Source organism: Anaerobacillus sp. QJM3NY_32, assembly GCF_056173645.1.
The window spans coordinates 291,316-315,667 of the sequence record NZ_CM149684.1; the positions used below are offsets into that span (position 1 = coordinate 291,316).

Annotated in this window: 23 protein-coding genes and 1 riboswitch; of the genes, 20 read left to right on the forward strand and 3 right to left on the reverse strand. The window is 42.9% G+C overall.

The features are described from left to right. Positions 1–56: 56 nt before the first annotated feature. The 14 genes from AC0VYH_RS01645 to purD all read left to right on the forward strand — a co-directional run bounded on the left by AC0VYH_RS01645 (position 57) and on the right by purD (position 13,749). Entirely contained in the window at positions 57–584 is a 528-nt protein-coding gene (locus tag AC0VYH_RS01645; protein WP_194222444.1) for a DUF2179 domain-containing protein, read from the forward strand. Positions 585–587: 3 nt separating this feature from the next. Further along, complete coding sequence (locus AC0VYH_RS01650; RefSeq protein ID WP_303533645.1) at positions 588–782, forward strand: NETI motif-containing protein; 195 nt, start codon at positions 588–590, stop codon at positions 780–782. 78 nt (positions 783–860) lie between these two features. Further along, a riboswitch (purine riboswitch) is annotated at positions 861–962 on the forward strand. 142 nt (positions 963–1,104) lie between these two features. After that, positions 1,105–1,590 carry a 5-(carboxyamino)imidazole ribonucleotide mutase gene (purE, locus tag AC0VYH_RS01655; RefSeq protein ID WP_430242446.1) on the forward strand — a complete coding sequence of 162 codons (486 nt, stop codon included), beginning with the start codon at positions 1,105–1,107 and terminating at the stop codon, positions 1,588–1,590. After that, positions 1,587–2,699: a 5-(carboxyamino)imidazole ribonucleotide synthase gene (gene purK / locus AC0VYH_RS01660; RefSeq protein ID WP_430242448.1), complete on the forward strand. Its 1,113-nt coding sequence runs from the start codon at positions 1,587–1,589 to the stop codon at positions 2,697–2,699. The genes purE and purK overlap by 4 nt, the downstream gene beginning before the upstream one ends. 25 nt (positions 2,700–2,724) lie before the next feature. Next, positions 2,725–4,017 (forward strand): adenylosuccinate lyase, encoded by a 1,293-nt coding sequence (gene purB, locus AC0VYH_RS01665; RefSeq protein ID WP_194222440.1) that lies wholly within the window; start codon positions 2,725–2,727, stop codon positions 4,015–4,017. 22 nt (positions 4,018–4,039) lie between these two features. After that, positions 4,040–4,765: a phosphoribosylaminoimidazolesuccinocarboxamide synthase gene (gene purC / locus AC0VYH_RS01670; protein ID WP_194222439.1), complete on the forward strand. Its 726-nt coding sequence runs from the start codon at positions 4,040–4,042 to the stop codon at positions 4,763–4,765. Then, positions 4,753–5,004: a phosphoribosylformylglycinamidine synthase subunit PurS gene (purS, locus tag AC0VYH_RS01675; protein WP_098446125.1), complete on the forward strand. Its 252-nt coding sequence runs from the start codon at positions 4,753–4,755 to the stop codon at positions 5,002–5,004. Before purC ends, purS begins: the two co-directional genes overlap by 13 nt. Continuing rightward, positions 5,001–5,684, forward strand: a complete 684-nt coding sequence (gene purQ / locus AC0VYH_RS01680) for a phosphoribosylformylglycinamidine synthase subunit PurQ (RefSeq protein WP_475373211.1) — start codon at positions 5,001–5,003, stop codon at positions 5,682–5,684. The genes purS and purQ overlap by 4 nt, the downstream gene beginning before the upstream one ends. After that, positions 5,668–7,893 (forward strand): phosphoribosylformylglycinamidine synthase subunit PurL, encoded by a 2,226-nt coding sequence (purL, locus tag AC0VYH_RS01685; RefSeq protein ID WP_475373212.1) that lies wholly within the window; start codon positions 5,668–5,670, stop codon positions 7,891–7,893. Before purQ ends, purL begins: the two co-directional genes overlap by 17 nt. Next, the gene (purF, locus tag AC0VYH_RS01690; protein ID WP_430242453.1) at positions 7,869–9,281 is read left to right on the forward strand and encodes an amidophosphoribosyltransferase; all 1,413 of its coding nucleotides are present in this window, start codon (positions 7,869–7,871) and stop codon (positions 9,279–9,281) included. The genes purL and purF overlap by 25 nt, the downstream gene beginning before the upstream one ends. A gap of 15 nt (positions 9,282–9,296) precedes the next feature. Next, positions 9,297–10,337, forward strand: coding sequence for a phosphoribosylformylglycinamidine cyclo-ligase (gene purM / locus AC0VYH_RS01695; RefSeq protein ID WP_430242455.1), 1,041 nt, complete (start codon positions 9,297–9,299; stop codon positions 10,335–10,337). Continuing rightward, entirely contained in the window at positions 10,334–10,894 is a 561-nt protein-coding gene (gene purN, locus AC0VYH_RS01700) for a phosphoribosylglycinamide formyltransferase (protein WP_430242457.1), read from the forward strand. Before purM ends, purN begins: the two co-directional genes overlap by 4 nt. 32 nt (positions 10,895–10,926) lie before the next feature. Further along, positions 10,927–12,465, forward strand: a complete 1,539-nt coding sequence (purH, locus tag AC0VYH_RS01705) for a bifunctional phosphoribosylaminoimidazolecarboxamide formyltransferase/IMP cyclohydrolase (protein ID WP_430242460.1) — start codon at positions 10,927–10,929, stop codon at positions 12,463–12,465. A 15-nt stretch (positions 12,466–12,480) separates the two neighbouring features. Then, positions 12,481–13,749, forward strand: a complete 1,269-nt coding sequence (purD, locus tag AC0VYH_RS01710; RefSeq protein ID WP_475373213.1) for a phosphoribosylamine--glycine ligase — start codon at positions 12,481–12,483, stop codon at positions 13,747–13,749. Here the strand turns inward: purD and AC0VYH_RS01715 are convergent. Together AC0VYH_RS01715 and AC0VYH_RS01720 are read right to left on the reverse strand one after the other, a co-directional pair. After that, on the reverse strand, positions 13,727–13,828 hold the full coding sequence (locus tag AC0VYH_RS01715; RefSeq protein WP_337957775.1) for an EYxxD motif small membrane protein: 102 nt from the start codon (positions 13,826–13,828) through the stop codon (positions 13,727–13,729). The genes purD and AC0VYH_RS01715 overlap by 23 nt on opposite strands. 68 nt (positions 13,829–13,896) lie before the next feature. Then, positions 13,897–14,142 carry a YgaP family membrane protein gene (locus tag AC0VYH_RS01720; RefSeq protein WP_226616410.1) on the reverse strand — a complete coding sequence of 82 codons (246 nt, stop codon included), beginning with the start codon at positions 14,140–14,142 and terminating at the stop codon, positions 13,897–13,899. 87 nt (positions 14,143–14,229) lie between these two features. On the opposite strand from AC0VYH_RS01720, the gene AC0VYH_RS01725 reads away from it, so the two are divergent. From AC0VYH_RS01725 to AC0VYH_RS01750, 6 genes are all read left to right on the forward strand, one after another. Beyond that, positions 14,230–15,975, forward strand: a complete 1,746-nt coding sequence (locus AC0VYH_RS01725; RefSeq protein WP_430242464.1) for an adenine deaminase C-terminal domain-containing protein — start codon at positions 14,230–14,232, stop codon at positions 15,973–15,975. A 158-nt stretch (positions 15,976–16,133) separates the two neighbouring features. Next, positions 16,134–16,430, forward strand: coding sequence for a YerC/YecD family TrpR-related protein (locus AC0VYH_RS01730; protein WP_136948324.1), 297 nt, complete (start codon positions 16,134–16,136; stop codon positions 16,428–16,430). A 625-nt stretch (positions 16,431–17,055) separates the two neighbouring features. After that, on the forward strand, positions 17,056–17,745 hold the full coding sequence (pcrB, locus tag AC0VYH_RS01735; protein WP_430242468.1) for a heptaprenylglyceryl phosphate synthase: 690 nt from the start codon (positions 17,056–17,058) through the stop codon (positions 17,743–17,745). 63 nt (positions 17,746–17,808) lie between these two features. After that, on the forward strand, positions 17,809–20,031 hold the full coding sequence (pcrA, locus tag AC0VYH_RS01740; RefSeq protein ID WP_475373214.1) for a DNA helicase PcrA: 2,223 nt from the start codon (positions 17,809–17,811) through the stop codon (positions 20,029–20,031). A 25-nt stretch (positions 20,032–20,056) separates the two neighbouring features. Next, positions 20,057–22,057 (forward strand): NAD-dependent DNA ligase LigA, encoded by a 2,001-nt coding sequence (gene ligA, locus AC0VYH_RS01745; protein ID WP_430242471.1) that lies wholly within the window; start codon positions 20,057–20,059, stop codon positions 22,055–22,057. Positions 22,058–22,070: 13 nt separating this feature from the next. Then, positions 22,071–23,318: a CamS family sex pheromone protein gene (locus AC0VYH_RS01750; RefSeq protein WP_430242472.1), complete on the forward strand. Its 1,248-nt coding sequence runs from the start codon at positions 22,071–22,073 to the stop codon at positions 23,316–23,318. Between the two features lie 42 nt (positions 23,319–23,360). On the opposite strand, the gene AC0VYH_RS01755 is transcribed toward AC0VYH_RS01750, so the two are convergent. Further along, positions 23,361–24,305, reverse strand: a complete 945-nt coding sequence (locus tag AC0VYH_RS01755) for a metal ABC transporter substrate-binding protein (protein ID WP_430247163.1) — start codon at positions 24,303–24,305, stop codon at positions 23,361–23,363. Positions 24,306–24,352 lie beyond the last annotated feature (47 nt).

A 24,352-nucleotide genomic window follows, 5' to 3' on the forward strand; every position in this document is an offset into this window, starting at 1 on the left:
TCGTGTTATGCTAGGGAAAGTTCGAGTTTGAACGATAAGGGAAAAGGAGGATGGACATGCTGGATACAGGTCTTGGCATGGTTTTGACCATTTTTGTTATTAATATCTTTTATGTATCGTTTCTCACGATGCGTACGATACTTACACTTAAAGGTCAGCGATACCTTGCAGCTGTTACAGGAACAATTGAGATTGCGATATATGTTGTAGGGCTTGGTCTCGTCCTCGATAATCTAGGGCAAATTCAAAACGTTATTGCATACGCCCTTGGTTTTGGTGTAGGAATTATCGTTGGGATGAAGATTGAAGAATACCTTGCGCTTGGTTATATTACAGTGAATGCCATCACAACAAAGCTAGAAGATGATATTCCCAATAAATTAAGAGATGTCGGTTACGGTGTTACACATTATCTTGCGCACGGGCGTCAGGGAGAACGTCTTGTCATGCAAGTTCTAACATCGCGTAAATCGGAGCGTAAGCTTTATCAGGCTATTGAGGAACTTGATCCTAAAGCCTTCGTTATCTCTTATGAGCCCCGTACCTTCCAGGGTGGATTCTGGGTTAGAAAAATTCGGAGGTAATGTATGGAAAAGAAAGCGAAGAAAAAGAAGTTTGAAGTTAAAGAAAATGAATCACTTTCTGACTGCTTAAAACGAATGGACGATGAAGGATACATGCCCGTAAGACGCCGGGAAGAACCAGTCTTTAAAGAAGGTAAGGGTTCTAAAGAACCTGAGCTATGCGGTCAGAAAATTGTTTTTGAAGGAAAGTTAAAGTAAAAACCGAACATTAGACTAAATATAAAACGCATCGTTCGATTTTCGTTGACAGTTGAACGTCGCTCTTGTTACTATGTAAGAGGAGCAAAAAGGATACCTCATATAATCTTGGGAATAAGGCCCATAAGTTTCTACCTGACGACCATGAATCGTCGGACTATGAGGGGGAAAGTCGTGTTTTGCATATGCGCAGAACAGGATGGATGTGTTTTCGCCCGAGGTAGAAGCTTCTTCTAAGTAAATAGAAGAATTCTATCTCGGGCTTTTCTGTTATTTTCACACTATTTCGATTAATTAGCACCTTCATTTAAGGAGGAATAGCATGAACACAAAAGTTGGCGTCATCATGGGGAGCACTTCGGATTGGGATACGATGAAGCATGCCTGTGACATACTAGAGGAGCTTCAAGTGCCATTTGAGAAAAAAGTTGTTTCGGCTCATAGAACGCCGGAATTGATGTTTGAATATGCAGAATCAGCAAGAGAACGCGGTTTGAACGTCATTATTGCGGGAGCAGGTGGTGCCGCTCATTTACCAGGGATGGTCGCTGCTAAAACGACACTGCCAGTCATCGGCGTACCTGTACAATCGCGGACGTTAAATGGATTAGATTCGCTTCTATCAATCGTGCAAATGCCAGGTGGCGTGCCTGTTGCGACAGTTGCGATTGGAAAAGCGGGAGCGAAAAATGCAGGACTACTTGCTGCGCAAATACTAAGTACAGCTGATGAAACGATCGAGAAGAAGCTTAGCGACTATCGAAATCTGATGAAAGAAACAGTACTCGAAAGTAGTGACAGCTTATGAGGAAAACCATTTTACCCGGTAGCACAATTGGGATTCTAGGCGGTGGACAATTAGGAAGAATGATGGCGTTAAAGGCAAGAGAGATGGGCTATCAAATCGCCGTTCTCGAACCGAAAAAAGATTCTCCCTGTGGCCAGGTGTCTGATCATGAAGTGGTTAGTGGATATGATGATTTGGATGGCGCTCGTAAGCTAGCTGATTTAAGTGATGTGATCACTTATGAATTTGAAAATATTACACACGATACTGCAAAGTGGTTGGAAGAAAATGCGTATATGCCTCAAGGTGGAGAATTGCTTCGCGTAACGCAGGATCGCTATGTTGAGAAGACAGCGATTCAGAAGTCGGGACTTCAAGTAGCACCTTTTGAAGCAGTCGATTCTCATCAAGATCTCAAGGGTGCGCTCGAGAAGATCGGTCTCCCTTCAGTCCTTAAAACACGTACTGGTGGTTACGATGGAAAAGGCCAGTGGGTTTTAAAAACAGAAAAAGATGTTGAAGCTCTCTCTTTTCCTAATGTACCTTGCATTCTGGAGAGTTGGGTACCGTTTCAAAAAGAATTGTCAGTGATTGTGACACGCAGCGTAACTGGGGAAACAACGACGTTCCCTGTAGGTGAGAACGTTCATGTGAACAACATTCTTCATCAAACCATCGTTCCAGCTCGAGTAGACGAAGCGGTCATAACGAAAGCGGATGAGGTCGGAAAGAAGATTGCAAATACCCTACAGCTTGTCGGTACACTTGCAGTTGAGCTGTTTCTTAAAGATAATGAGATTTATGTAAATGAGCTTGCACCACGACCACATAATTCTGGCCATTATACGATGGAGGCATGTGAGACTTCGCAATTTGAACAGCATATTCGAGCAATATGTGGACTACCACTTGGAAGCACTGAACTTCTAAAGCCGGTTGTCATGGGGAATTTGCTCGGTCAGCACATCACACCGCTAATGGACAGTATAGAAGAGCTCGGTGATGCAAAGCTTCATTTATATGGGAAAGACGAAGCAAAGCCTAATCGGAAGATGGGACACATTAACTTTCTTGCACCTTCAACAGAAGAAGCAATTAAGCGAATGAACTCATGGAAGTTATGGCAGTAAAGACAAGAGACCAGGAGGACTTACAATGATTGAACGTTATACCCGCCCCGAGATGGGAGCTATTTGGACAGAAGAAAACCGCTATAACGCGTGGCTTGAAGTCGAGATCCTAGCATGCGAAGCGTGGGCAGAACTTGGCATTATCCCAAAAGAAGATGTACAAAAGATCCGTGAAAATGCCGGGTTCAATGTCGATCGCATTCACGAAATTGAAGAGGAAACGCGCCATGATGTTGTGGCATTCACAAGAGCGGTATCTGAAACGCTTGGAGAAGAACGGAAATGGGTTCACTACGGTTTAACATCAACGGATGTCGTTGATACAGCACTGTCTTATCAGTTGAATCAAGCGAACGACCTTCTGATTAAAGACATTGAGAAGTTCATTGAAGTCCTAAAGGCTAAAGCGCAGGAACATAAATACACTGTCATGATGGGAAGAACGCACGGTGTTCACGCAGAACCAACAACATTTGGTCTGAAATTGGCGCTATGGTATGAAGAAATGAAGCGTAACCTTGAACGATTCAAAACAGCTTCAGATAACGTTCGTTTCGGCAAACTATCTGGTGCAGTTGGAACATATGCCAACATCGATCCATTTATCGAGCAGTATGTTTGTGAAAAGCTTGGCTTACAACCAGCACCGATTTCAACCCAAACGCTTCAGCGCGATCGTCATGCTCATTACATGTCGGCTCTAGCACTTGTGGCAACATCCATTGAAAAGTTTGCTGTTGAAATTCGTGGTCTACAAAAGAGCGAAACGCGTGAAGTAGAGGAGTTTTTCGCAAAAGGACAAAAAGGGTCATCCGCAATGCCGCATAAGCGTAACCCGATTGGTTCTGAAAACATGACTGGCATGGCGCGTGTGATTCGTGGCTATATGACGACAGCTTACGAGAACGTTGCTCTTTGGCACGAACGTGATATTTCTCACTCATCAGCAGAACGCGTTATTCTTCCGGATGCAACGATTGCGCTCAACTATATGCTGAATCGTTTTGCAGGAATTGTTTCGAAACTAACGGTCTTCCCTGAGAACATGAAGCGCAACATGACAAGAACATACGGCTTGATTTACAGCCAGCGCGTTCTTCTTTCTCTTATTGATAAAGGCATGGCACGTGAAGCTGCCTATGATCTTGTTCAACCAAAAGCAATGGATGCTTGGGAAAGAGGCATTCAATTTAGAGAGCTTGTTGAAGCTGACCCTAAGATTACAGATCAGCTGAGTGAAGCAGAAATTGAAGATTGCTTTGACTACAATTACCACCTAAAGCCGGTGGATATGATTTTTGAACGTCTCGGACTTTAATTAAGCATCGGAGGGGATCACCATGGAAAAGCAAACATTGTTGTACGAAGGAAAAGCGAAGAGAATTTATGCAACAGATGAAGCGGAGGTTGTCTGGGTCGAGTATAAAGACTCAGCAACCGCTTATAACGGGGAGAAGAAAGCAACAATTACAGGCAAAGGTCGCCTGAACAATGAAATTACAAGCCTGCTCTTTGATTATTTAAAAAGTGCTGGAATCCAAAGTCATTTTATTGAAAAGCTTTCTTCTACTGAACAGCTTGTGAAACGCGTTTCGATCATTCCACTCGAAGTGGTTGTTCGAAACATCGCAGCTGGGAGCTTTTCCAAACGCACGGGTGTGGAAGAAGGGAAGTTACTAAAACAGCCGATCGTTGAATTTTATTACAAGAATGATGACCTTGGTGATCCTCTTCTTACGCTTGATCATGTGTTAGAACTTGAACTTGCAACAGAAGAAACCGTTCAAGAATTAAAAGAACGCGCGTTAAAGATCAATACGCTATTACGCGAATACTTCCTTGAGCGTGACGTGAAGCTCGTTGATTTTAAATTAGAGTTTGGTGTAACACCGGAAGGCAAGATTATGTTGGCGGATGAAATCTCTCCAGATACTTGCCGCTTATGGGATAGTAAAACGAATGAGAAACTAGATAAAGACGTGTTTCGAAGAGATATTGGAAATTTGACAGAAGCGTACGAACAAATTTTAACTCGCCTGGGGGGCTCCGAATCATGTACAAAGTAAAAGTCTATGTAACGTTAAAAGAAAGTGTTCTAGATCCACAAGGAAGTGCCGTAAAGAATTCATTGCACAGTCTTTCGTATCATGAAGTGGAAGACGTACGGATCGGGAAATACATGGAACTCACAGTGAAAGATACGGAAAACCTTGATCAGCGAATTAAAGAAATTTGCGAAAAGCTTCTTGCGAATACGGTTATTGAAGACTACACCTACGAAATCGAGGAGGGAGTCGCACAGTGAAATTTGCGGTGATTGTGTTCCCGGGTTCTAACTGCGATGTGGATATGTATCACGCCATCAAAGATGAGCTTGGAGAAGAAGCGGTTTATGTCCGGTACGATGAGCAAAATCTAGCAAACTATGATGCGATCCTTCTCCCAGGCGGTTTCTCTTACGGAGATTACCTTCGAAGTGGTGCCATTGCACGCTTTGCACCGATTATGACTGAGGTCGTGAAGGCAGCTGAAGCAGGGAAGCCAATTCTGGGTGTTTGTAATGGATTCCAAATTCTCTTGGAAGCAGGTCTGTTACCAGGAGCAATGAAACGAAACAAGAACTTGAAGTTTATGTGTCGACCGGTTACTCTTCGCGTTCAAAACAATGAAACAATGTTTACTTCAGCTTATGAGAAAGAAGAAGAAATCACGATTCCAATTGCGCATGGTGAAGGAAACTACTATTGCGATGAAGCAACGCTTGCAACACTGCAGCAGGAAAATCGAATTGCGTTTACCTATGCCGATAATCCGAACGGCTCGGTTGAAGATATAGCTGGAATCGTAAACGAAAAGGGCAATGTCCTCGGGATGATGCCTCACCCCGAACGAGCGGTAGATGAGCTATTAGGAAGTGCAGATGGATTAAATCTATTTAAATCGATACTACGTAACTGGAGGGAATCCCATGTCACACATGCATGAACCAACACCTGAGATGATTAAAGACCAAAAGCTCTATAGTCAGATGGGTTTAACAGATGACGAGTTCGGTATGGTGGAAGCGATTCTCGGCCGTACACCGAACTATACGGAGACGGGGCTATTTTCTGTTATGTGGTCGGAGCACTGTAGCTACAAGAATTCAAAGCCAGTGTTAAAAAAATTCCCTGTTACGGGTGAGCGTGTTCTTCAAGGTCCTGGTGAAGGAGCCGGAATCGTTGATATAGGTGATGAACAGGCGGTGGTATTTAAGATTGAAAGCCATAACCACCCGTCAGCTATCGAGCCGTATCAAGGTGCTGCAACAGGAGTTGGCGGCATTATCCGTGATGTCTTTTCGATGGGGGCACGTCCTATTGCCCTTCTTAACTCGCTTCGTTTCGGAGAGCTGAGCAATCCAAAAGTGAAGTATCTTTTTGAGGAAGTTGTAGCCGGAATTGCAGGATACGGAAATTGCATTGGTATTCCAACAGTTGGTGGGGAAGTTCAGTTTGATTCTTCTTACGATGGAAATCCTCTTGTAAATGCGATGTGTGTTGGCTTAATTGATCATAAAAACATTCAGAAAGGGATCGCATCAGGAGCTGGGAACACGGTCATGTACGTTGGCGCGAGCACGGGACGTGACGGGATCCACGGCGCAACCTTCGCATCTGAAGAATTGACAGATGCTTCTGACGAAAAGCGTCCTGCCGTTCAAGTTGGTGACCCATTCATGGAAAAGCTTCTGCTTGAAGCATGCCTTGAACTTGTTTACTGCGAGTCACTTGTCGGTATTCAAGATATGGGAGCAGCTGGACTAACGTCTTCAGCTTCCGAAATGGCGAGTAAGGCAGGCATGGGACTTGAAATGAATCTTGATGAAGTGCCACAGCGTGAAAAAGGAATGACGCCATACGAAATGATGCTTTCTGAATCTCAGGAGCGTATGCTCGTTGTTGTGAAAAAAGGTCATGAAGATGAAATTAAAGCTATAACAGATCGCTGGGGTCTTTTAGCGAAAGAGGTTGGTGTAGTAACGGAAGATAAGCGATTCCGTCTCCTTCATAAAGGAGAAGTCGTTGCGGACGTTCCTGTCGATGCATTAGCAGAGGAAGCACCTGTTTATCACAAACCATCTCGTATCCCAGAATATTATATTGAAAATCAGCAGCTTCATAAGCCAATTCCAAATGTGGAAGACGCGAAGGAAATGCTCTATACCTTGTTAAGTCAGCCGACAATTTCAAGTAAGGAATGGGTTTTTGATCAGTACGACTATATGGTGCGAACAAATACAGTTGTGTCACCTGGGTCAGATGCGGCTGTTGTTCGAGTGCGTGGAACAAACAAAGGGTTAGCGATGACAACGGACTGTAATTCCCGTTATTTATATCTTGATCCTGAAGTAGGCGGTCAAATTGCAGTTGCAGAAGCAGCGCGTAACATTGTCTGCTCGGGTGGCGAGCCACTAGCGATTACAGATTGCTTAAACTTCGGTAACCCTGAGAAGCCAGAGATCTTCTGGCAAATTGAGAAAGCGACAGACGGAATGAGTGAAGCGTGTCGTATGCTGAACTCACCAGTTATTGGTGGGAATGTCTCACTTTATAATGAAACAAACGGCATCGCTGTTTATCCAACACCGGTTGTTGGAATGGTTGGCCTTGTCCACGATCTAAATCATGTGACAACACAAGCCTTTAAAGAAGAAGGAAACTTAATATATATGCTAGGTGAAACGGGAGAAGATTTTGGCGGTAGTGAGCTTCAAAAGTATCTTGATGGTAAGATCTCAGGTCAAGCTCCTACACTTAATCTTGAAATTGAAAAAGAACGTCAAAACCAACTTCTAACTGCGATTCAAGACGGACTTGTTGAATCAGCTCACGACCTCGCAGAAGGTGGCCTTAGTGTTGCACTTGCGGAATCGCTCATTGGAACAGAATTTGGTGCTAATGTACGGATTGACGGAGATACGACAACAGATCTTTTCAGTGAAACACAATCTCGTTTTCTTGTAACCATCAAGGGGGAACATCAGCAGGCATTTGAGCAGCGTACAGGAGCGAAGTTGATCGGTGAAGTAACCGGTACTGGCGTATTAACGATTATGCACGAAGATGAAACACATATCTTCGATGCTCCGGTTCAAGAGCTTGAAGCAGCCTGGAAAGGAGCTATTCCATGTTTGGTGAAATCAAAGGCTTAAATGAAGAATGTGGCGTATTTGGTATCTGGGGTCACCCTGATGCTGCTTCGCTAACGTATTACGGACTGCATAGTTTACAGCATCGTGGTCAGGAGGGAGCGGGCATTGTCACAACTGACGGTGATCGCCTCTATAATCATAAAGGACTTGGATTAGTGAATGATGTGTTCGGACCTGGTGATCTTGATCAGCTTGAAGGCAATGGTGCGATTGGTCACGTGAGATATTCGACAGCTGGTGGAGGCGGGTATGAGAATGTTCAACCTCTTGTTTTCCGCTCTCAGAACGGTGGCCTTGCGCTTGCGCATAACGGAAACCTTGTAAATGCGAATGCTCTTAAGCATCAGCTTGAAGGACAAGGAAGCATTTTTCAGACGACATCAGACACAGAGGTATTGGCTCATCTTATTAAACGAAGCGGCTACTTGAGTCAGCGTGAAAAGGTTAAGAATGCTCTTACAATGGTGAAGGGTGCTTATGCCTTTATTATGATGACAGAGAAAGAAATGATGGTGGCGCTAGATCCACATGGCTTAAGACCACTATCACTTGGTATTTTAGAAGGGGCTTACGTTGTTGCTTCAGAAACGTGTGCGTTTGATTTAATCGGTGCGCAATATATTCGTGACGTACAGCCTGGTGAGCTTTTGATTATTAGTGAGAACGGACTTGAATCAGAGAGGTTCTCGTCTTCAATCTCACGTGCGATTTGCTCAATGGAATACATTTATTTCTCTAGACCGGATAGTAACATTGAGAATATTAACGTTCACACAGCACGTAAAAAGCTTGGTAAGCAACTCGCTAAAGAAGCCCCGATTGAGGCAGATATTGTAACCGGAGTGCCGGACTCAAGTATTTCAGCAGCAATTGGCTATGCGGAAGAATCTGGTATTCCATATGAAATGGGATTAATTAAAAACCGCTATGTTGGCAGAACCTTTATTCAACCTTCTCAAGAGTTGAGAGAACGTGGTGTGAAAATGAAGCTTTCGCCTGTTCGAGGAGTTGTTGAAGGTAAGCGTGTTGTTATTGTCGATGATTCGATTGTACGTGGTACAACTAGCAGACGAATCGTGACGATGCTTCGAGAAGCGGGGGCAAAAGAAGTTCACGTTCGAATCAGTGCGCCACCAATTATTAGCCCATGCTACTACGGCATTGATACATCCAATTCGGGTGAATTAATAGCGGCGAAGATGAGTGTAGATGAGATGTGTGAAGAAATTGGAGCCGATTCACTGACGTTTCTGACAACGGATGGGATGACTACAGCGATTGGAAGAGAAGAAGACGGCTCGTCGTGCGGTCAATGCCTTGGCTGCTTTACAGGAAATTATCCGACTGAAATTTATCCTGATACCGTACATCCTTACGAAAAAGTCTAACTGAAGGAGGCCGTTATGGCACAAGCATACAGGCAGGCAGGCGTTAATATAGAAGCAGGTTATGAAGCGGTAGATCGGATCAAACCGCATGTGAAAAAAACGATGCGTAAGGGAGTTATGGGAGGACTTGGTGGCTTTGGTGGCATGTTCGATCTGTCAGAACTCAATTATGAGAAGCCAGTTCTCGTTTCAGGGACGGACGGAGTAGGCACGAAACTCATGCTTGCGATCCAACTCGATCAGCACGATACAATTGGGATTGATTGTGTTGCGATGTGCGTAAATGATGTTGTCGCACAAGGCGCAGAACCGCTCTATTTTTTGGATTACATTGCAACAGGTAAGCTTGCACCAGAGCGGATCGAACAAATTGTGAAAGGCGTTGCAGAAGGCTGTTCACAGGCAGGGTGTGCTCTTGTTGGTGGTGAAACAGCTGAAATGCCTGACATGTACCAAGAGAATGATTATGACCTTGCTGGGTTTACAGTTGGCGCTGTAGAGAAGTCTCAGTTGATTACAACAGAGAATGTGACAGAAGGCGATGTTCTCATTGGCCTTGCATCAAACGGTATTCATAGTAATGGCTTTTCCCTTGTACGTAAAGTGCTTCTCAAGGATAATGATATGGATTTGAAAACGTCATATGACGAACTTGGTATGACGCTTGGAAATGCTTTGCTGACACCGACGCGTATCTATGTTAAACCTGTTCTAAATGTTCTTCAATCTAACACTGTTCATGGGATTGCACACATTACAGGCGGAGGTTTTGAAGAGAATATTCCGCGTATGCTTCCTGAAGGACTGGCTGCACAAATTGATTATGGTTCGTGGCCGGTTCCTCCTATTTTTGATTTGATCGAAAAGAAGGGAAGTCTCGCTCGTAAGGAAATGTTTACAACATTTAATATGGGTATAGGGATGGTCCTTGCTGTTCCAGAAGATGTTGCGGTTAATGTCATCAAAGCACTTGAGCAGGATGGTGAGCGTGCTTATATGATTGGACGCGTTGTAAAGGGAGAAGGAATCGAATTCGGAGGCGGTGACTTGTCGTGAAGAAGCTAGCCGTATTCGCATCTGGGAGCGGCTCGAACTTTGAAGCGATTGCCGCAGCGATTGAAAAGGGACAGCTTGAAGCAGAAGTGGCCCTCGTAGTCTGTGATCGTCCTGGAGCTAAGGTTGAAAAAAGGGCAGAACGCTTTGGCATTCCTGTCCTTTCCTTTTATCCTAAATCGTATGAATCGAAAGCTGACTTTGAAACATTTATTCTTCAGCAGTTACATGATGCTGGTGTTGAGTGGATTATTCTCGCAGGCTATATGAGGTTAATCGGTCCAACGTTGCTTCAAGGTTTCGAAGGAAGAATTGTGAATATCCACCCATCTCTTCTTCCTTCTTTCCCTGGAAAGGACGCAATCGGACAAGCATTTGAAGCAGGTGTTAAAATCACTGGCGTAACCGTTCATTTCGTGGACGAGGGAATGGATACCGGAAAAATCATTGATCAAGACAGTGTTCGGATTGATGAGGGCGACACGAAGGATGACCTGGCAAATAAAATCCAGGCAGTAGAGCATCTTTTATACCCTGCCGTCATCCGTTCCCTTCTTTAGGAAAAAAACAAAAGGTAGTAGGAGGAATCATTATGGCTATTAAACGTGCGTTGATTAGCGTTTCTGATAAAACAGATATTACAGCATTTGCAAAAGGACTTGCGGACAAAGGGGTCCAGGTGATCTCAACAGGGGGGACAAAGCGTGCTCTAGAAGAAGCTGGTGTAGACGTGATTGGCATCTCGGACGTAACTGGATTTCCGGAGATTCTCGATGGGCGCGTAAAAACCCTTCATCCAAACGTACATAGTGGTCTTCTAGCTGTGCGTGATAATGAAGCTCATCAGAAACAGTTGGATGATCTTAATATCAAGCCAATTGATCTTGTTGTTGTGAATTTGTATCCTTTCCAGGAAACAATCGCAAAACCTGATGTTACTTATGAAGAAGCGATTGAAAATATTGATATTGGTGGACCGACGATGCTTCGTTCTGCTGCAAAAAATCATCGGGACGTAACAGTTGTAGTGGATCCTTCTGATTACAATCGCGTTTTGCGACAAGTTGAAGAAAATGGTGATACAACCGGAATTCTTCGTCGTGAGCTTGCTGCAAAAGTATTTCGCCATACAGCTTCATATGATGCTGTGATTTCGGAATATTTAACTGCTCAATCAGGAGAAGAAGAGCCTGAGTCACTTACGGTAACATTTGAAAGGAAACAAACGCTTCGCTATGGTGAAAACCCCCATCAAAAAGCTGTTTTCTACAAAAAACCTTTATATACTGGAGCTTCACTTGCTTCAGCAGAGCAGTTAAATGGTAAAGAGCTTTCTTACAATAATATTAACGATGCCAATGCGGCGCTTAATATTGTGAAGGAATTTGATCAGCCGGCTGTTGTAGCTGTGAAACATATGAACCCGTGCGGAGTTGGTACTGGTGAAACGGTTGTACAAGCTTATCAAAAAGCATATGAAGCTGATTCCACTTCGATTTTTGGTGGGATTGTCGCGATTAATCGTGAAGTGGATGAAGCAACAGCGCTTAAGTTAAAAGAAATTTTCCTTGAAATTATTATGGCACCTTCGTTTACAGAAGAAGCTTTAGCTGTGTTAACGAAGAAAAAGAACCTTCGTTTATTGAAGCTTGATGTTTCTGCCTCTCCTGCGATTGAACATCAGTTAACTTCCGTAAATGGTGGCCTTTTACTTCAAGAGCGTGATCGTTATGGATTCGATGAAGCTGATATTTCGGTTCCAACCGATCGTGAGCCGACAGAAGAAGAGTGGGAAGCACTGAAGTTAGCATGGAAAGTTGTGAAACATGTGAAATCAAATGCTATCGTTCTAACGAAGAATGACCAAACGATTGGAATTGGTGCAGGACAAATGAACCGTGTCGGTGCTGCGAATATTGCCATCGAGCAAGCAGGTGAGAAGAGCAAGGGATCAGTTATGGGTTCAGATGCTTTCTTCCCAATGGATGATACTGTTGAAGCAGCAGGTCGCGCTGGTGTAACAGCTATTATTCAACCTGGCGGCTCCATTCGCGATGAGGACTCCATCAAGAAAGCGAATGAATATGGCATTACAATGGTCTTTACTGGCATTCGTCATTTTAAACATTAAGAGGAGGTTTTTCGAGTGAAGGTATTGGTAATTGGTCGCGGTGGCCGCGAGCATGTAATGGCATGGAAAGCGGCGGAAAGCAGCCTTGTTGATCAAGTCTTTGTCGCTCCTGGTAATGCAGGTATGACGGATGTTAGTCAGCTTGTGGCAATTGAAGAGAGTGATCATGAGGAACTTGTTGCCTTCGCAAAAAGGGAAAACATTGATTTAACGCTTGTTGGCCCTGAACAACCTCTTCTCGACGGGATTGTAAATCGCTTTGAGGAGGAAGGACTCCGTGTATTTGGACCAAGACAGGAAGCGGCCTTGATTGAGGGAAGTAAAACGTTCGCCAAAGAATTAATGGTTGCGCATAACATTCCTACCGCATTTTCTAAGTCCTTTACTGACTATATCGAAGCGAAAGCTTATGTTGAAAAAGTCGGGGCGCCGATCGTCCTAAAAGCAGATGGACTTGCTGCAGGTAAAGGTGTTGTGGTGGCAATGTCACTGGAGGAAGCACTTGAAAGCCTTCATGACATGATGGAGAACAATCAGTTTGGTGCTGCTAGTGAACGTGTTGTAGTAGAAGAATTTCTAGAGGGTGAGGAATTCTCTTTAATGGCTCTTGTCGAAGGTGATCGTGTTTACCCACTCGTTATTTCTCAAGATCATAAACGTGCTTTCAATGGTGACGAGGGTCCAAATACAGGAGGGATGGGAGCCTATTCTCCTGTTCCGCAAATTTCTCAAGATACTGTGGATCATGCGGTTGAGACGATTTTATGTCCTGCAGCAAAAGGAATGAAATCAGATGGCCGCTCCTTTACCGGAATTCTCTATGCTGGCCTTATGTTAACAGTTGATGGACCGAAAGTGATTGAATTTAATGCGCGCTTTGGTGATCCAGAAACGCAAGTCGTTCTCCCAAGAATGACATCAGACTTCGTCCAGGCTGTCCTTGATCTCCTCGAGGGTAAAACACCTAAGCTTGAATGGAGCGAACAGTCCGTTATTGGTGTTGTCGTTGCTTCAGGTGGCTATCCAGGTAGCTATGAAAAAGGCAAGGCGATTACTGGGCTTGATCAGGTTGGATCAGAGTCTCTTGTTTTTCATGCCGGAACAAAACAAATCGGTGAAAAACTAGTGACAGACGGGGGTCGTGTACTACTTGTTGCTTCTGCAGGTGATGATTTGAGAGAAGCGAGTCAGGTGGTATATAAAGAATTAGAAAATGTAAAAGTAACGGAAGGCTTCTATCGAACAGACATTGGGCATCGCGCTATTTCACACGTTTCTTCCTAATATAGGCGAACGCAATCGCAACGATACTTCCAATAATCATCGTATAAATTAACCATGTATCTGTTATATACTCGAGCATAAATAGACCTCCTTTTGATAAGGTAGATGAAACTTCCCTGAATGCAGGGAAGTTTTTTTATGAAAACGTTAAGAAGGATTAATCACTCTTTCAAGTGCCGTTTCATCTGGATCAAGTTTTTCATCGGGGGTCATGAGGTCAACGATGGGGCAATACCTCGTATGTCCTTCAGCTACTTTCATGGCACCGATTGCGGCGATTATCCAGGCTGATTTGGATTCTTCTTTAGAAAGCTTTGCGGTTGAATAAGCAAGAAGTGTGAATCCGGTAGCTAGTCGAACAAAGGCATTCATCATACTAATGTTTGGCTTCAATTGAAAAACTCCTTTCTTCATTCACAAATCTAAAGTAGCAACGTGTCGAAATTATGTTAAAATAAAGAAAACTTCTTGAAGCGGGTGATGGTTTTGGCAAAACGAAAAAATTTATGGACAAAGCAGCAATTACGACAACACGTTCAAGTAGTGTCTGGAGAACTGCCTCCATCGATCGTTTTTTACAATGCAACATATTTAAATAATGGACTTAAAAAATGGGTTACATCGAATATATGGGTATATGAAGATCGTATTGTTTACGTAGGCGATGATCTTCCTGAAAAGCACCCGTCAACTGAATGGATTGATTGTTACGGGAAATATCTCGTGCCAGGTTATATTGAACCACATGCACATCCATTTCAACTATATAATCCCCTTACGCTTGCGCGATATGCATCTCAGCGGGGAACAACAACAATGATGAATGATAACCTTTTATTCCTTCTAGGTTTGACAAAAGAGAAAGCGCTTACATTAATTGAGAATTTAGATCAGTATCCCGTTTCGATGTATTGGTGGGCGCGATATGATTCACAAACACAGCTTCTCGATGAGGAGGCCATTACGAATAAAAATATGAAGGAATGGCTGGCACACCCACTTGTGATACAGGGTGGAGAGCTTACCGCATGGCCTGATGTTCTCGGGGGAGATGATGAAATATTAGAATGGATGCAGGAGACGAGAAGACTCGGTAAACCAGTGGAAGGACATCTTCCAGGTGCTTCTCTCGCAACATTAACGAAGATGGGGCTTCTTGGCGTTTCATGTGATCATGAAGCGATGACAGGAGAGGAGGCGCTACGTCGCTTAGAGATGGGTATGATGACGTCACTCCGTTATTCTTCGATAAGACCTGATCTACCTGTCATTCTCGAATCATTGCTGAAAAAAGGAGTTACTTCCTTTGACCGCGTTATGATGAATACAGATGGATCAACGCCTTCATTCCTGGAAAATGGCACAACGGACAAGTTAATTGCAATAGCACTTGAGAAAGGAGTCCCTTCAGAAGATGCGTATTCTATGGTGTCATATAATGTCGCAAACCATTACGGTATAAGCGATACGCATGGTATGATAGCGCCGGGTAGAGTGGCTCACATTAATATTCTTGCGTCAAAAGAAGATCCGCTCCCTGTCTCTGTTCTAGCGCGTGGAAAATGGTTAAAGCGTGATCGTGATGAAGTAGAACAAGATTGGTCTTTTGATTGGGAAGATCATGGACTTTCTCCACTTGATAATTCGTGGGAAATCCAATCAAACGATTTAACTTTCTCTGGTCCGGCAGGAATTGAAATGGTGAATGCTGTTATTACAAAGCCTTATAATCTATCTGTCGAAACGTCAGTTGAAGAGTTACCTTCAGGTTCTGATGAAAGCTTTATGATGCTTCTCAGTCGTGAAGGGAAATGGCGTGTAAATACGATCATTAAAGGCTTCGCTAATCAAGTGAAAGGATTTGCAAGCAGCTTTTCGAATACGGGTGATTTTATTCTGATTGGGAAAAATAAAGCGGATATGATGACAGCTTTTAATCGAATAAATGAAATTGGTGGGGGGATCTCTCTTGTAGAAGATGGAGAAGTTATATCCGAAATTAAACTTCCTCTCATGGGCAAAATGTCTGATCTTCCACTTGAAGAACTAATCAAAGTTGAAAAGAGAATGATACAAGAACTAGAAGATAGGGGCTACTTATATAAAGATCCCGTTTATAGCTTGTTGTTCTTTTCTTCAACACATTTACCTTTTATTCGATTGACGCAGCAAGGAATTTATGATGTGAAAAGGAAAATGGTACTTTTTCCTTCGATAATGCGTTAAACTATAACAAAGTAACCTCTTAACGGAGTGAAGTGCATGATTTTATTCGGTTGAATTGTTAAAATGAATATAAAGCTTTATAAATAGCACATCAAGATGAACGTTACAGAATGCAACATATAGACGAAACATACTTAAGTAAGGAGAGTGGATTTAGAATGCAAATTGATAAACTTCGAGGTAAGACACTTGACCAACTTTTTGAAGCGATTCTTTCATTGAAAGATCTTGAAGAATGCTATTTGTTCTTTGATGATCTAGCGACTGTAAATGAGATACAATCGCTTGCTCAGCGTTTGGAAGTAGCAAGAATGCTACGTGAAGGGTTTACGTATCATAAAATTGAAACAGAAACAGGCGCAAGCACCGCAACGATTTCCAGAGTAAAGCGCAGCTTGAACTATGGAAACGATGGCTATCAAATGACGCTTGATCGTGTTCACAATAAAGAGTAGAAAATGAGCCGGCTTCCGGCTCATTTTTGTTTTGGTTGGCGTGTTGATGGATATTTGCCTTTTCGCGGATATATTTGAGAAATCGCGGAAATAATGATCGATTTCGCGGATAAAATGAGATTATCGCGGAATTATCGAGGAAATCGCGGAATTATGGATTTTAAATGGTTGCAGATGTTTGTGGGACCTAAACGCCCACTTCCGCTTTTCGTGATCCAGCTGCAGCCTCCAGACCCTCGGTCACTTCACCCTCCAAATTAAACACAAAGACCGTGTTCAATTTGGAGGGCTCCAGTGCCTGCCGGGTCTAAACGGAGGCTTCCGCTTTTCATTATCCAGCTACAGCGCCCAGCCTCTCGATCGCTTCACCCCATAAAATGAACACAAAGACCGTGTTCTTTTTATGGGGCTCCAGCGCTTGTCGAGGCTAAACGGGCGCTTCCGCTTTTAGGTGATCCAGCTGCAGTGGGCAGGTCCTCGATCGCTTCACCATTTCATCCGAACACAAAGGACGTGTTCAAATGAAATGCCTCCAGCGCTTGTCGGACCTAAACGCCCACTTCCGCTTTTCATGTATTCTTTGATATAATCCAATTTATGAGGAAAAGTGGGAGGAAGGGTTAGGATGTTTGATTTTCGAGAGTGGAAGCATGTGTTTAAGCTGGATCCGAATAAGGAGATAGAGGATTATGATCTTGAGGCGATTTGTGAGTCTGGGACGGATGCGGTGATTGTTGGTGGTAGTGATGGCGTTACGCTTGATCGGACTTTAGATCTACTTGCTAGAATTCGCCGCTACGCGGTACCATGTGCTCTTGAGGTATCCACTGTTGAGGCAGTGACACCAGGATTTGATTTTTATTTTATTCCGACAGTGTTGAATACGGAAGATAGCCGATGGGTGACCGGATTACATCATGAAGCTGTGAAAGATTTTGGCGAAATCATGAACTGGGATGAAATTGTGATGGAAGGGTATTGTATTTTAAACCAGGATTCTAAGGTTGCTCAGTTAACTTCTGCTCATACTAATCTAGATGAAGCTGATGTTCTTGCTTATGCTCGAATGGCAGAGAAAATGTTCAAACTGCCCATTTTTTATGTGGAATATAGCGGAACATATGGAGATGCAGAACTTGTTCGGAAAGTGAGCCAGGTTCTTGACGATACGCAACTTTTTTATGGTGGCGGAATTGACTCTCCTGAGAAAGCGAAAGAAATGGCAGCTTCTGCAGATACGATTATTGTCGGGAACGTCATATACGATAATATGAAGCAGGCGATAAAAACTGTTGCTGCTGTGAAAGGAAATTGATTCTCTCCTGTCGATCAGGTAAAATAAGAAACAAGAACATACGTTTGTGAGGAGTGCGAAAACATGCAACGAATAGTTGATAAGTTACTAAACGGGCTAAATCCCGAACAACAAGAAGCGGTCAAGCACACGGATGGACCGCTTTTAATTATGGCTGGAGCAGGTAGTGGAAAAACGAGAGTGCTGACGCATCGTATTGCGTATCTTCTTGTGGAGAAACAGGTATCTCCTTGGAATATTCTTGCGATTACGTTTACGAATAAAGCGGCGCGAGAAATGAGAGAGCGAGTGAATTCGATTACGGGACCAGTCTCGGAAGATATTTGGATTTCGACATTCCACTCTATGTGCGTACGTATTTTAAGAAGAGACGGTGATCGGATTGGGATTAACCGCAACTTCACCATTCTTGATTCTGGGGACCAGCTGACTGTTATTAAGAAGATCTTGAAAGAGCAGAACGTAGATCCAAAGAAATTTGAGCCTAGAGGGATTCTTGGCAGTATTAGCTCTGCAAAAAATGAACTCGAAACCCCTGAAGATTATAAAGCTAATGCAAAGGGGCCTTACGAAAGTGTTGTTGCTGATGCATATGAGCAATATCAGAAACAGCTTCGTAAAAACCAGGCGCTTGATTTTGATGATTTGATTATGCGGACGATCACGTTGTTCAAAAAGGTGCCGGAAGTACTCGAGTTTTATCAGCGTAAATTTCAGTACATTCATGTTGATGAGTATCAAGATACAAACAAAGCACAATATATCCTTGTTAAACTCATTGCTGAGAAATATCAGAACCTTTGCGTAGTAGGTGATTCTGATCAGTCGATCTACCGCTGGCGTGGTGCCGATATACAGAACATTCTTTCCTTTGAGAAGGACTATCCAAGTGCACGTGCGATATTCCTTGAGCAAAACTATCGTTCAACTAAGAAAATTCTACAAGCGGCCAATGTGGTTATTGAAAATAATACGAACAGAAAGCCTAAAAAGCTTTGGACGGATAATGATGATGGGCCACATATTACTTACTATCAGGCAAACGATGAACATGATGAGAGTCGTTTCGTAACAGGGAAAATCCTTGATATGGTGAATAGCGGACAGCGAACGAATTCACAAATAGCGATTCTTTATCGTACGAATGCCCAGTCGCGTGTGATTGAGGAAATTTTAAATAAGTCTAACATCCATTACAACATTGTCGGCGGTACAAAGTTCTACGACCGTAAAGAGATTAAAGATGTTCTAGCATACCTCCGTCTCATTGCTAATCCAGATGATGATATTAGCTTACTTCGAATTGTGAATGTTCCAAAGCGTGGTGTTGGTGCATCGACAATGGACAAGGTAGCACAATATGCGGCTAATCAGGATATTTCTATCTTTACAGCTCTTCAAGAAGTCGAGCAGATCGGGTTAAGCGCTCGTTTCACTAAAACTCTTAAATCATTTGGTAATCAAATGGCAAACTGGTCACAAATGCAGGAATACCTAGCCGTATCTGAACTTGTCGAGGAAGTAATTGATAAGTCAGGGTATCGTGATGCGTTAAGAAACGAGAATACAATCGAATCACAAACACGACTTGAAAACATTGATGAATTTCTTTCTGTTACACAAGAATTTGAGAAAGCAAGTGAAGATAAAAGCCTAATCGCTTTTCTAACAGACCTTGCGCTCGTTGCAGATATCGATAAGTTAGATGAGGATGAAGGTGAGCAGAAGGAAGCTGTTACACTTATGACGCTCCATTCAGCAAAAGGTTTGGAATTTCCTGTTGTTTTCCTCATTGGGATGGAAGAAGGAGTATTCCCGCATAGTCGTTCCCTATTTGAGGAAGAGGAGATGGAAGAAGAGCGTCGTCTAGCATATGTCGGTATTACAAGAGCAGAAGAAGAGCTTTTCATAACAAATTCTCGTCTTAGAACACTTTACGGAAAAACAAACGCGAATCCTGTGTCCCGCTTCATAGGAGAGATACCAGAAGAATTACTTGAGAAGCAAGGTCAAGAAAAGCCAGCTACACCGTTTGGTGGAACTAGTTCCCGACCTTCTTCAAGACCTGCTACTCCAAAGACGCCTAGACGTCCTCAACTTACTTCAACGGGTGGAGATTCACTCGATTGGAAAGTAGGAGATAAAGCAAGTCACCGCAAATGGGGCGTTGGTACGGTCGTTAGCGTTAAGGGTGAGGGTGACTCGACTGAGCTTGATATTGCTTTCCCTAACCCGGTAGGAATTAAGCGTTTGTTAGCGAAGTTTGCGCCTATTGAAAAGCAATAGTCATTTTAGAAGGTGAGGTTTGACGATGGAAGAAAAGCAAAAGCGCATCGAAGAGCTTCGTCAGCTCTTAAATCAGTACAATTACGAGTACCACGTTCTAGATCAGCCGACCGTTCCTGATGCCGAGTATGATCGGATGATGAATGAATTAATTAACCTGGAAGAAGAGACTCCTGAACTTAAAACGGAAGATTCTCCAACTCAGCGCGTCGGTGGCCCGCCGCTTGAAGGCTTTCAAAAAGTTGAACACAGAGTACCTATGCTAAGCCTTGGTAATGCATTTGGTGAAGAGGACTTGAAGGACTTCGACCGACGTGTACGTGATCGAATTGGCGAAAACTTTTCGTATGTATGCGAGTTAAAAATAGACGGTCTTGCCGTTTCACTTATTTATGAAGATGGAGTTCTTGTGCGTGGAGCCACACGTGGGGATGGCACGGTAGGAGAGGACATTACTCAGAATTTGAAAACCATTCCAGCTATCCCACTTCGTTTAAGCGAGAATGTTAGCATGGAGGTGCGTGGTGAGGCGTTCATGCCAAAGCCATCCTTCATGAAATTAAATGAAGCACGTGAGAAGAACGATCAGGATTTATTTGCAAATCCTCGAAATGCAGCGGCTGGTTCTCTTCGCCAGCTTGATCCAAAGATTGCTGCTAGCCGCAACTTGTCTATTTTTGTATACGGTGTAGGTACGGTTGAAGGCAGGGAAATTAGTTCACATTCAAATGGCCTTGATTTTCTCAAAGAGCTAGGATTCAAAACCAATCCAGAATGGAAGCGATGTAACACGATTGATGATGTTATTGATTACATCGGTGGTTGGTCAGAGAAACGTCCTGATCTTTCATACGAGATCGATGGGATTGTTGTGAAAGTAGATGCCCTCAATCAACAAGAGGAGCTAGGATTTACTGCGAAAAGTCCACGATGGGCCATTGCATACAAGTTTCCTGCTGAAGAGGTTGTAACGCAGCTCTTGGATATTCAGCTTAATGTGGGCAGAACTGGTGTCGTCACTCCCACGGCTGTTTTAGAACCAGTGCTTGTTGCTGGGACAACCGTACAGCGAGCATCTCTTCATAATGAGGATCTGATTCGTGAGAAGGATATTAAAATTGGAGACTATGTCGTTGTGAAAAAAGCAGGAGACATTATCCCTGAAGTTGTTTCTGTTCTCGAAGACCGTCGTACAGGTGAAGAAAAAGCATTTTCTATGCCTGAGAAGTGTCCTGAATGTGATAGTGATCTCGTTCGATTAGAAGAAGAGGTCGCACTTCGATGCATTAATCCAAAATGTCCAGCTCAGCTCCGTGAAGGACTCATTCATTTTGTTTCACGCAATGCAATGAATATTGATGGACTAGGTGAACGGGTGATTACTCAGCTGTTTCGTGAGGAATTAATTCATGATGTAGCAGATATCTATCAGCTGACACACGATCAACTTATTGAGTTAGAGCGAATGGGTGAGAAGTCAGTTTCCAACCTTCTTGAGGCGATAAGCGTCTCAAGGAATAATTCATTAGAAAAACTGTTGTTTGGTCTGGGGATACGCCATGTCGGTGCAAAAGCTGCGAAAACTCTTGCACAACAATTTGGCTCTATGGACAGTATTGTTCAAGCAAATATAGAAGATCTTGAAGCAATTAATGAAGTGGGACAGAAAATGGCTGATTCTGTTGTGCGATATTTTCAAAACGAAGAAGTGCATGAACTAATTGAAGAATTAAAAGAAGCTGGCGTTAATATGACCTATAAAGGACCTAAGCCAGTTGCGGTAGAAGACATTGATTCCGTGTTTGCGGGTAAAACAATTGTACTCACTGGTAAGTTAGAACAGTTGAGTCGCGGGGAAGCAAAGAAGAAGCTTGAAGAACAAGGCGCAAAGGTGACAGGTAGTGTAAGTAAGAGCACAGATCTTGTCATTGCAGGGGAAGATGCTGGTTCTAAGCTTGAAAAGGCAGAGTCTCTTGGCATTGACGTGTGGAGTGAGAACAGGTTCCTTGAAGAGTTAAACGAATGAGGAGAGGGAAGTAATGCCAAAGAAGCAAACGTTCATCGTTAGTATCATGGCCCTTTCGCTCGTATTATCCGGTTGTGTTCCAAGTTTTATGAAGGGCGATCAGGACGATACAGTGAAAGTGAATGATTCAGAAGGCGAAGATAGCGAAGAAATGATTGTTAGTGAAGATATCAAAACATCTGAAACGTATTATCGTTCAGTACTTGAGAAGGATGGGGATAAGAATTCTCTTGATACTTCACAAGTTAGGGGATTAATCACGGCTGGCGTTGATAACCGTCTCGATGTTGATGCGCTTGAGATGGGTTTAATCAGACTTTCTCAAGAGCAATTTGATCCTGAGAAATATTTCTTTAAAGAAGGGCAGCTTTTTGATACAGAGCAAATTCATAGCTGGCTGTATCGAGATAATGGTGTAACGAAAGAAGAAGCTGAAAAAGATAAAGAGAAGGAAGTAAATGAGGGACTTAATCCACAGCTCGGAGTGGAAGAAAATCCTGCTAATTATGAGCAAGTAATTGAAGCAGAGAAGAAAAACCCTAAATTCTTATCTTATATACATGAACAAGATTACTATGTTCAAAACAAAGATGACGAGTTACAACTAGGCGGAATTTCGATTGCCTTATCGCTTTATTCTGAATATCCTTACTCTGTTCTTGATGAGAATGGCTTGAAATATACTGGTTCAGTGAAACTAGGGAAAGAAGAAGTGATTTCTAAGGCGAAGGAATCGATTGAACCAATTGTGAAGAAAATTCGTGCTGAGCATGACGTACCTATCATGTTCACTCTGTTTTTAGAGCAACCAAGACAATCAGTTGTCCCAGGAAACTTTGTGGCGAGCACGATTGTAGGAGAGGGGAAATCCAGCCCAGATTCATGGAAGGATTTGAATGAGAAGTACGTTGCTTTTCCTTCTTCCGCAGCCTCCGACGAGTACCCTGCTGAAGCAGAGAAGTTTGATGATTTCACGCGTGAAATCCAGGATTTCTTTCCAAACTTTGTTGGTGTCATTGGCACCGGGTTCTATAAACAGGATGAGCTTACACAATTGAAGGTTGAAATACCAATTCAATTCTATAGTAAAGCGGAGGTCATTTCGTTTACACAGTTCGTAAACGGTCTTGTCAAGAAACGGAATGATACATTTCCTCAGGAGCTTCCGGTCTCCATCTACATTACAAATAACGGAGAAACGGAAAGTATGATTGTGAAAGATCCTAACGAAGAAGAACCGTTTGTTCATATTTATCAATAAACAAAAACCCTCTCAGTGTAAGGACACTGAGAGGGTTTTTGTTTATTCAGACAAGGCTTTTTGAAGTGTTTGAATGTTTTTTTTCATTAATGTGAAGTATGTTTCATTATTTTCGATATCTTCCTCGGTTAAAACTGATAGGTTATGGATGCGAAGCGTATTGAGTCCAAGCTCTTTTTGAACTGCTTTAGCAGGCTTGGGCGTAGCATTTTGTTCGAAAAGCATATACTTCAAATTGTGGCTTTTAGCTGTTTCGATAATTTCTTCCAATTGTTTTTGAGTTGGCTCTTGAGAAGGAGAAAGACCTGAGACGCTTAATTGTTCAAGGCCATAACGACTTTCCCAGTAGCTATAAGCATCATGAGAGATGAGAAATTCTTTCTTAGCTGCACGATCAGCCATTTCTTGAAAAGATTGATCCAAGGCTAATAATTCTTCTTGCAAAGAATTAAAATTAGTTTCGAATGTTTCTTTCTGATCAGGATCGAGCGTGATTAGAGCATCTTTAATATTTTCAGCCTGCTCGATTGCAAGGATGGGATCGATCCAGATATGGGGATTCATATCACCATGATCGTGATCGGCGTGCTCTTCATGTTCTTCATGCTCTTCTTCTGATTCATCCAGATGGATGTCTTTAGCAGACTCAAGAACCATGACATCCTCATTGCTTAGCGTATCCTGTGCAGCATCAGCAAATCCTTCCATACCTGCACCATTATAAATAAACAAATCAGCTTCAGCTAATTCGGCCATTGTTCTAGTTGTTGGCTCAAAGCTATGTGCATCGCTACCAGGAGGAATGATTGACTCTGCCGTTACATCTTCTCCTCCAATCCGTTCTGCAAAGTATTCAAGGGGGTAAAGTGTTGTATAAATGGTGAGCTTCCCATCCGTTTTAGAGTCTGACTCATCTTGACCACAAGCGACAAGGATAAACGTAGATATAGATAATAATAGCGCTAATTTAAAAAAGCGATTATTCATAAATGATTTTCCCTTCCGTAAGTTTCTCTGCCACTCATTATATCGTA

Bases quoted from the DNA above. Each gene is read 5' to 3' on its own strand.
- AC0VYH_RS01645 (WP_194222444.1), top strand. From the start codon at position 57: ATGCTGGATACAGGTCTTGGCATGGTTTTGACCATTTTTGTTATTAAT.
- AC0VYH_RS01650 (WP_303533645.1), top strand. From the start codon at position 588: ATGGAAAAGAAAGCGAAGAAAAAGAAGTTTGAAGTTAAAGAAAATGAA.
- purE (WP_430242446.1), top strand. From the start codon at position 1,105: ATGAACACAAAAGTTGGCGTCATCATGGGGAGCACTTCGGATTGGGAT.
- purK (WP_430242448.1), top strand. From the start codon at position 1,587: ATGAGGAAAACCATTTTACCCGGTAGCACAATTGGGATTCTAGGCGGT.
- purB (WP_194222440.1), top strand. From the start codon at position 2,725: ATGATTGAACGTTATACCCGCCCCGAGATGGGAGCTATTTGGACAGAA.
- purC (WP_194222439.1), top strand. From the start codon at position 4,040: ATGGAAAAGCAAACATTGTTGTACGAAGGAAAAGCGAAGAGAATTTAT.
- purS (WP_098446125.1), top strand. From the start codon at position 4,753: ATGTACAAAGTAAAAGTCTATGTAACGTTAAAAGAAAGTGTTCTAGAT.
- purL (WP_475373212.1), top strand. From the start codon at position 5,668: ATGTCACACATGCATGAACCAACACCTGAGATGATTAAAGACCAAAAG.
- purF (WP_430242453.1), top strand. From the start codon at position 7,869: ATGTTTGGTGAAATCAAAGGCTTAAATGAAGAATGTGGCGTATTTGGT.
- purM (WP_430242455.1), top strand. From the start codon at position 9,297: ATGGCACAAGCATACAGGCAGGCAGGCGTTAATATAGAAGCAGGTTAT.
- purH (WP_430242460.1), top strand. From the start codon at position 10,927: ATGGCTATTAAACGTGCGTTGATTAGCGTTTCTGATAAAACAGATATT.
- AC0VYH_RS01715 (WP_337957775.1), bottom strand. From the start codon at position 13,828: ATGCTCGAGTATATAACAGATACATGGTTAATTTATACGATGATTATT.
- AC0VYH_RS01725 (WP_430242464.1), top strand. From the start codon at position 14,230: ATGGTTTTGGCAAAACGAAAAAATTTATGGACAAAGCAGCAATTACGA.
- AC0VYH_RS01730 (WP_136948324.1), top strand. From the start codon at position 16,134: ATGCAAATTGATAAACTTCGAGGTAAGACACTTGACCAACTTTTTGAA.
- pcrB (WP_430242468.1), top strand. From the start codon at position 17,056: ATGTTTGATTTTCGAGAGTGGAAGCATGTGTTTAAGCTGGATCCGAAT.
- pcrA (WP_475373214.1), top strand. From the start codon at position 17,809: ATGCAACGAATAGTTGATAAGTTACTAAACGGGCTAAATCCCGAACAA.
- ligA (WP_430242471.1), top strand. From the start codon at position 20,057: ATGGAAGAAAAGCAAAAGCGCATCGAAGAGCTTCGTCAGCTCTTAAAT.
- AC0VYH_RS01750 (WP_430242472.1), top strand. From the start codon at position 22,071: ATGCCAAAGAAGCAAACGTTCATCGTTAGTATCATGGCCCTTTCGCTC.
- AC0VYH_RS01755 (WP_430247163.1), bottom strand. From the start codon at position 24,305: ATGAATAATCGCTTTTTTAAATTAGCGCTATTATTATCTATATCTACG.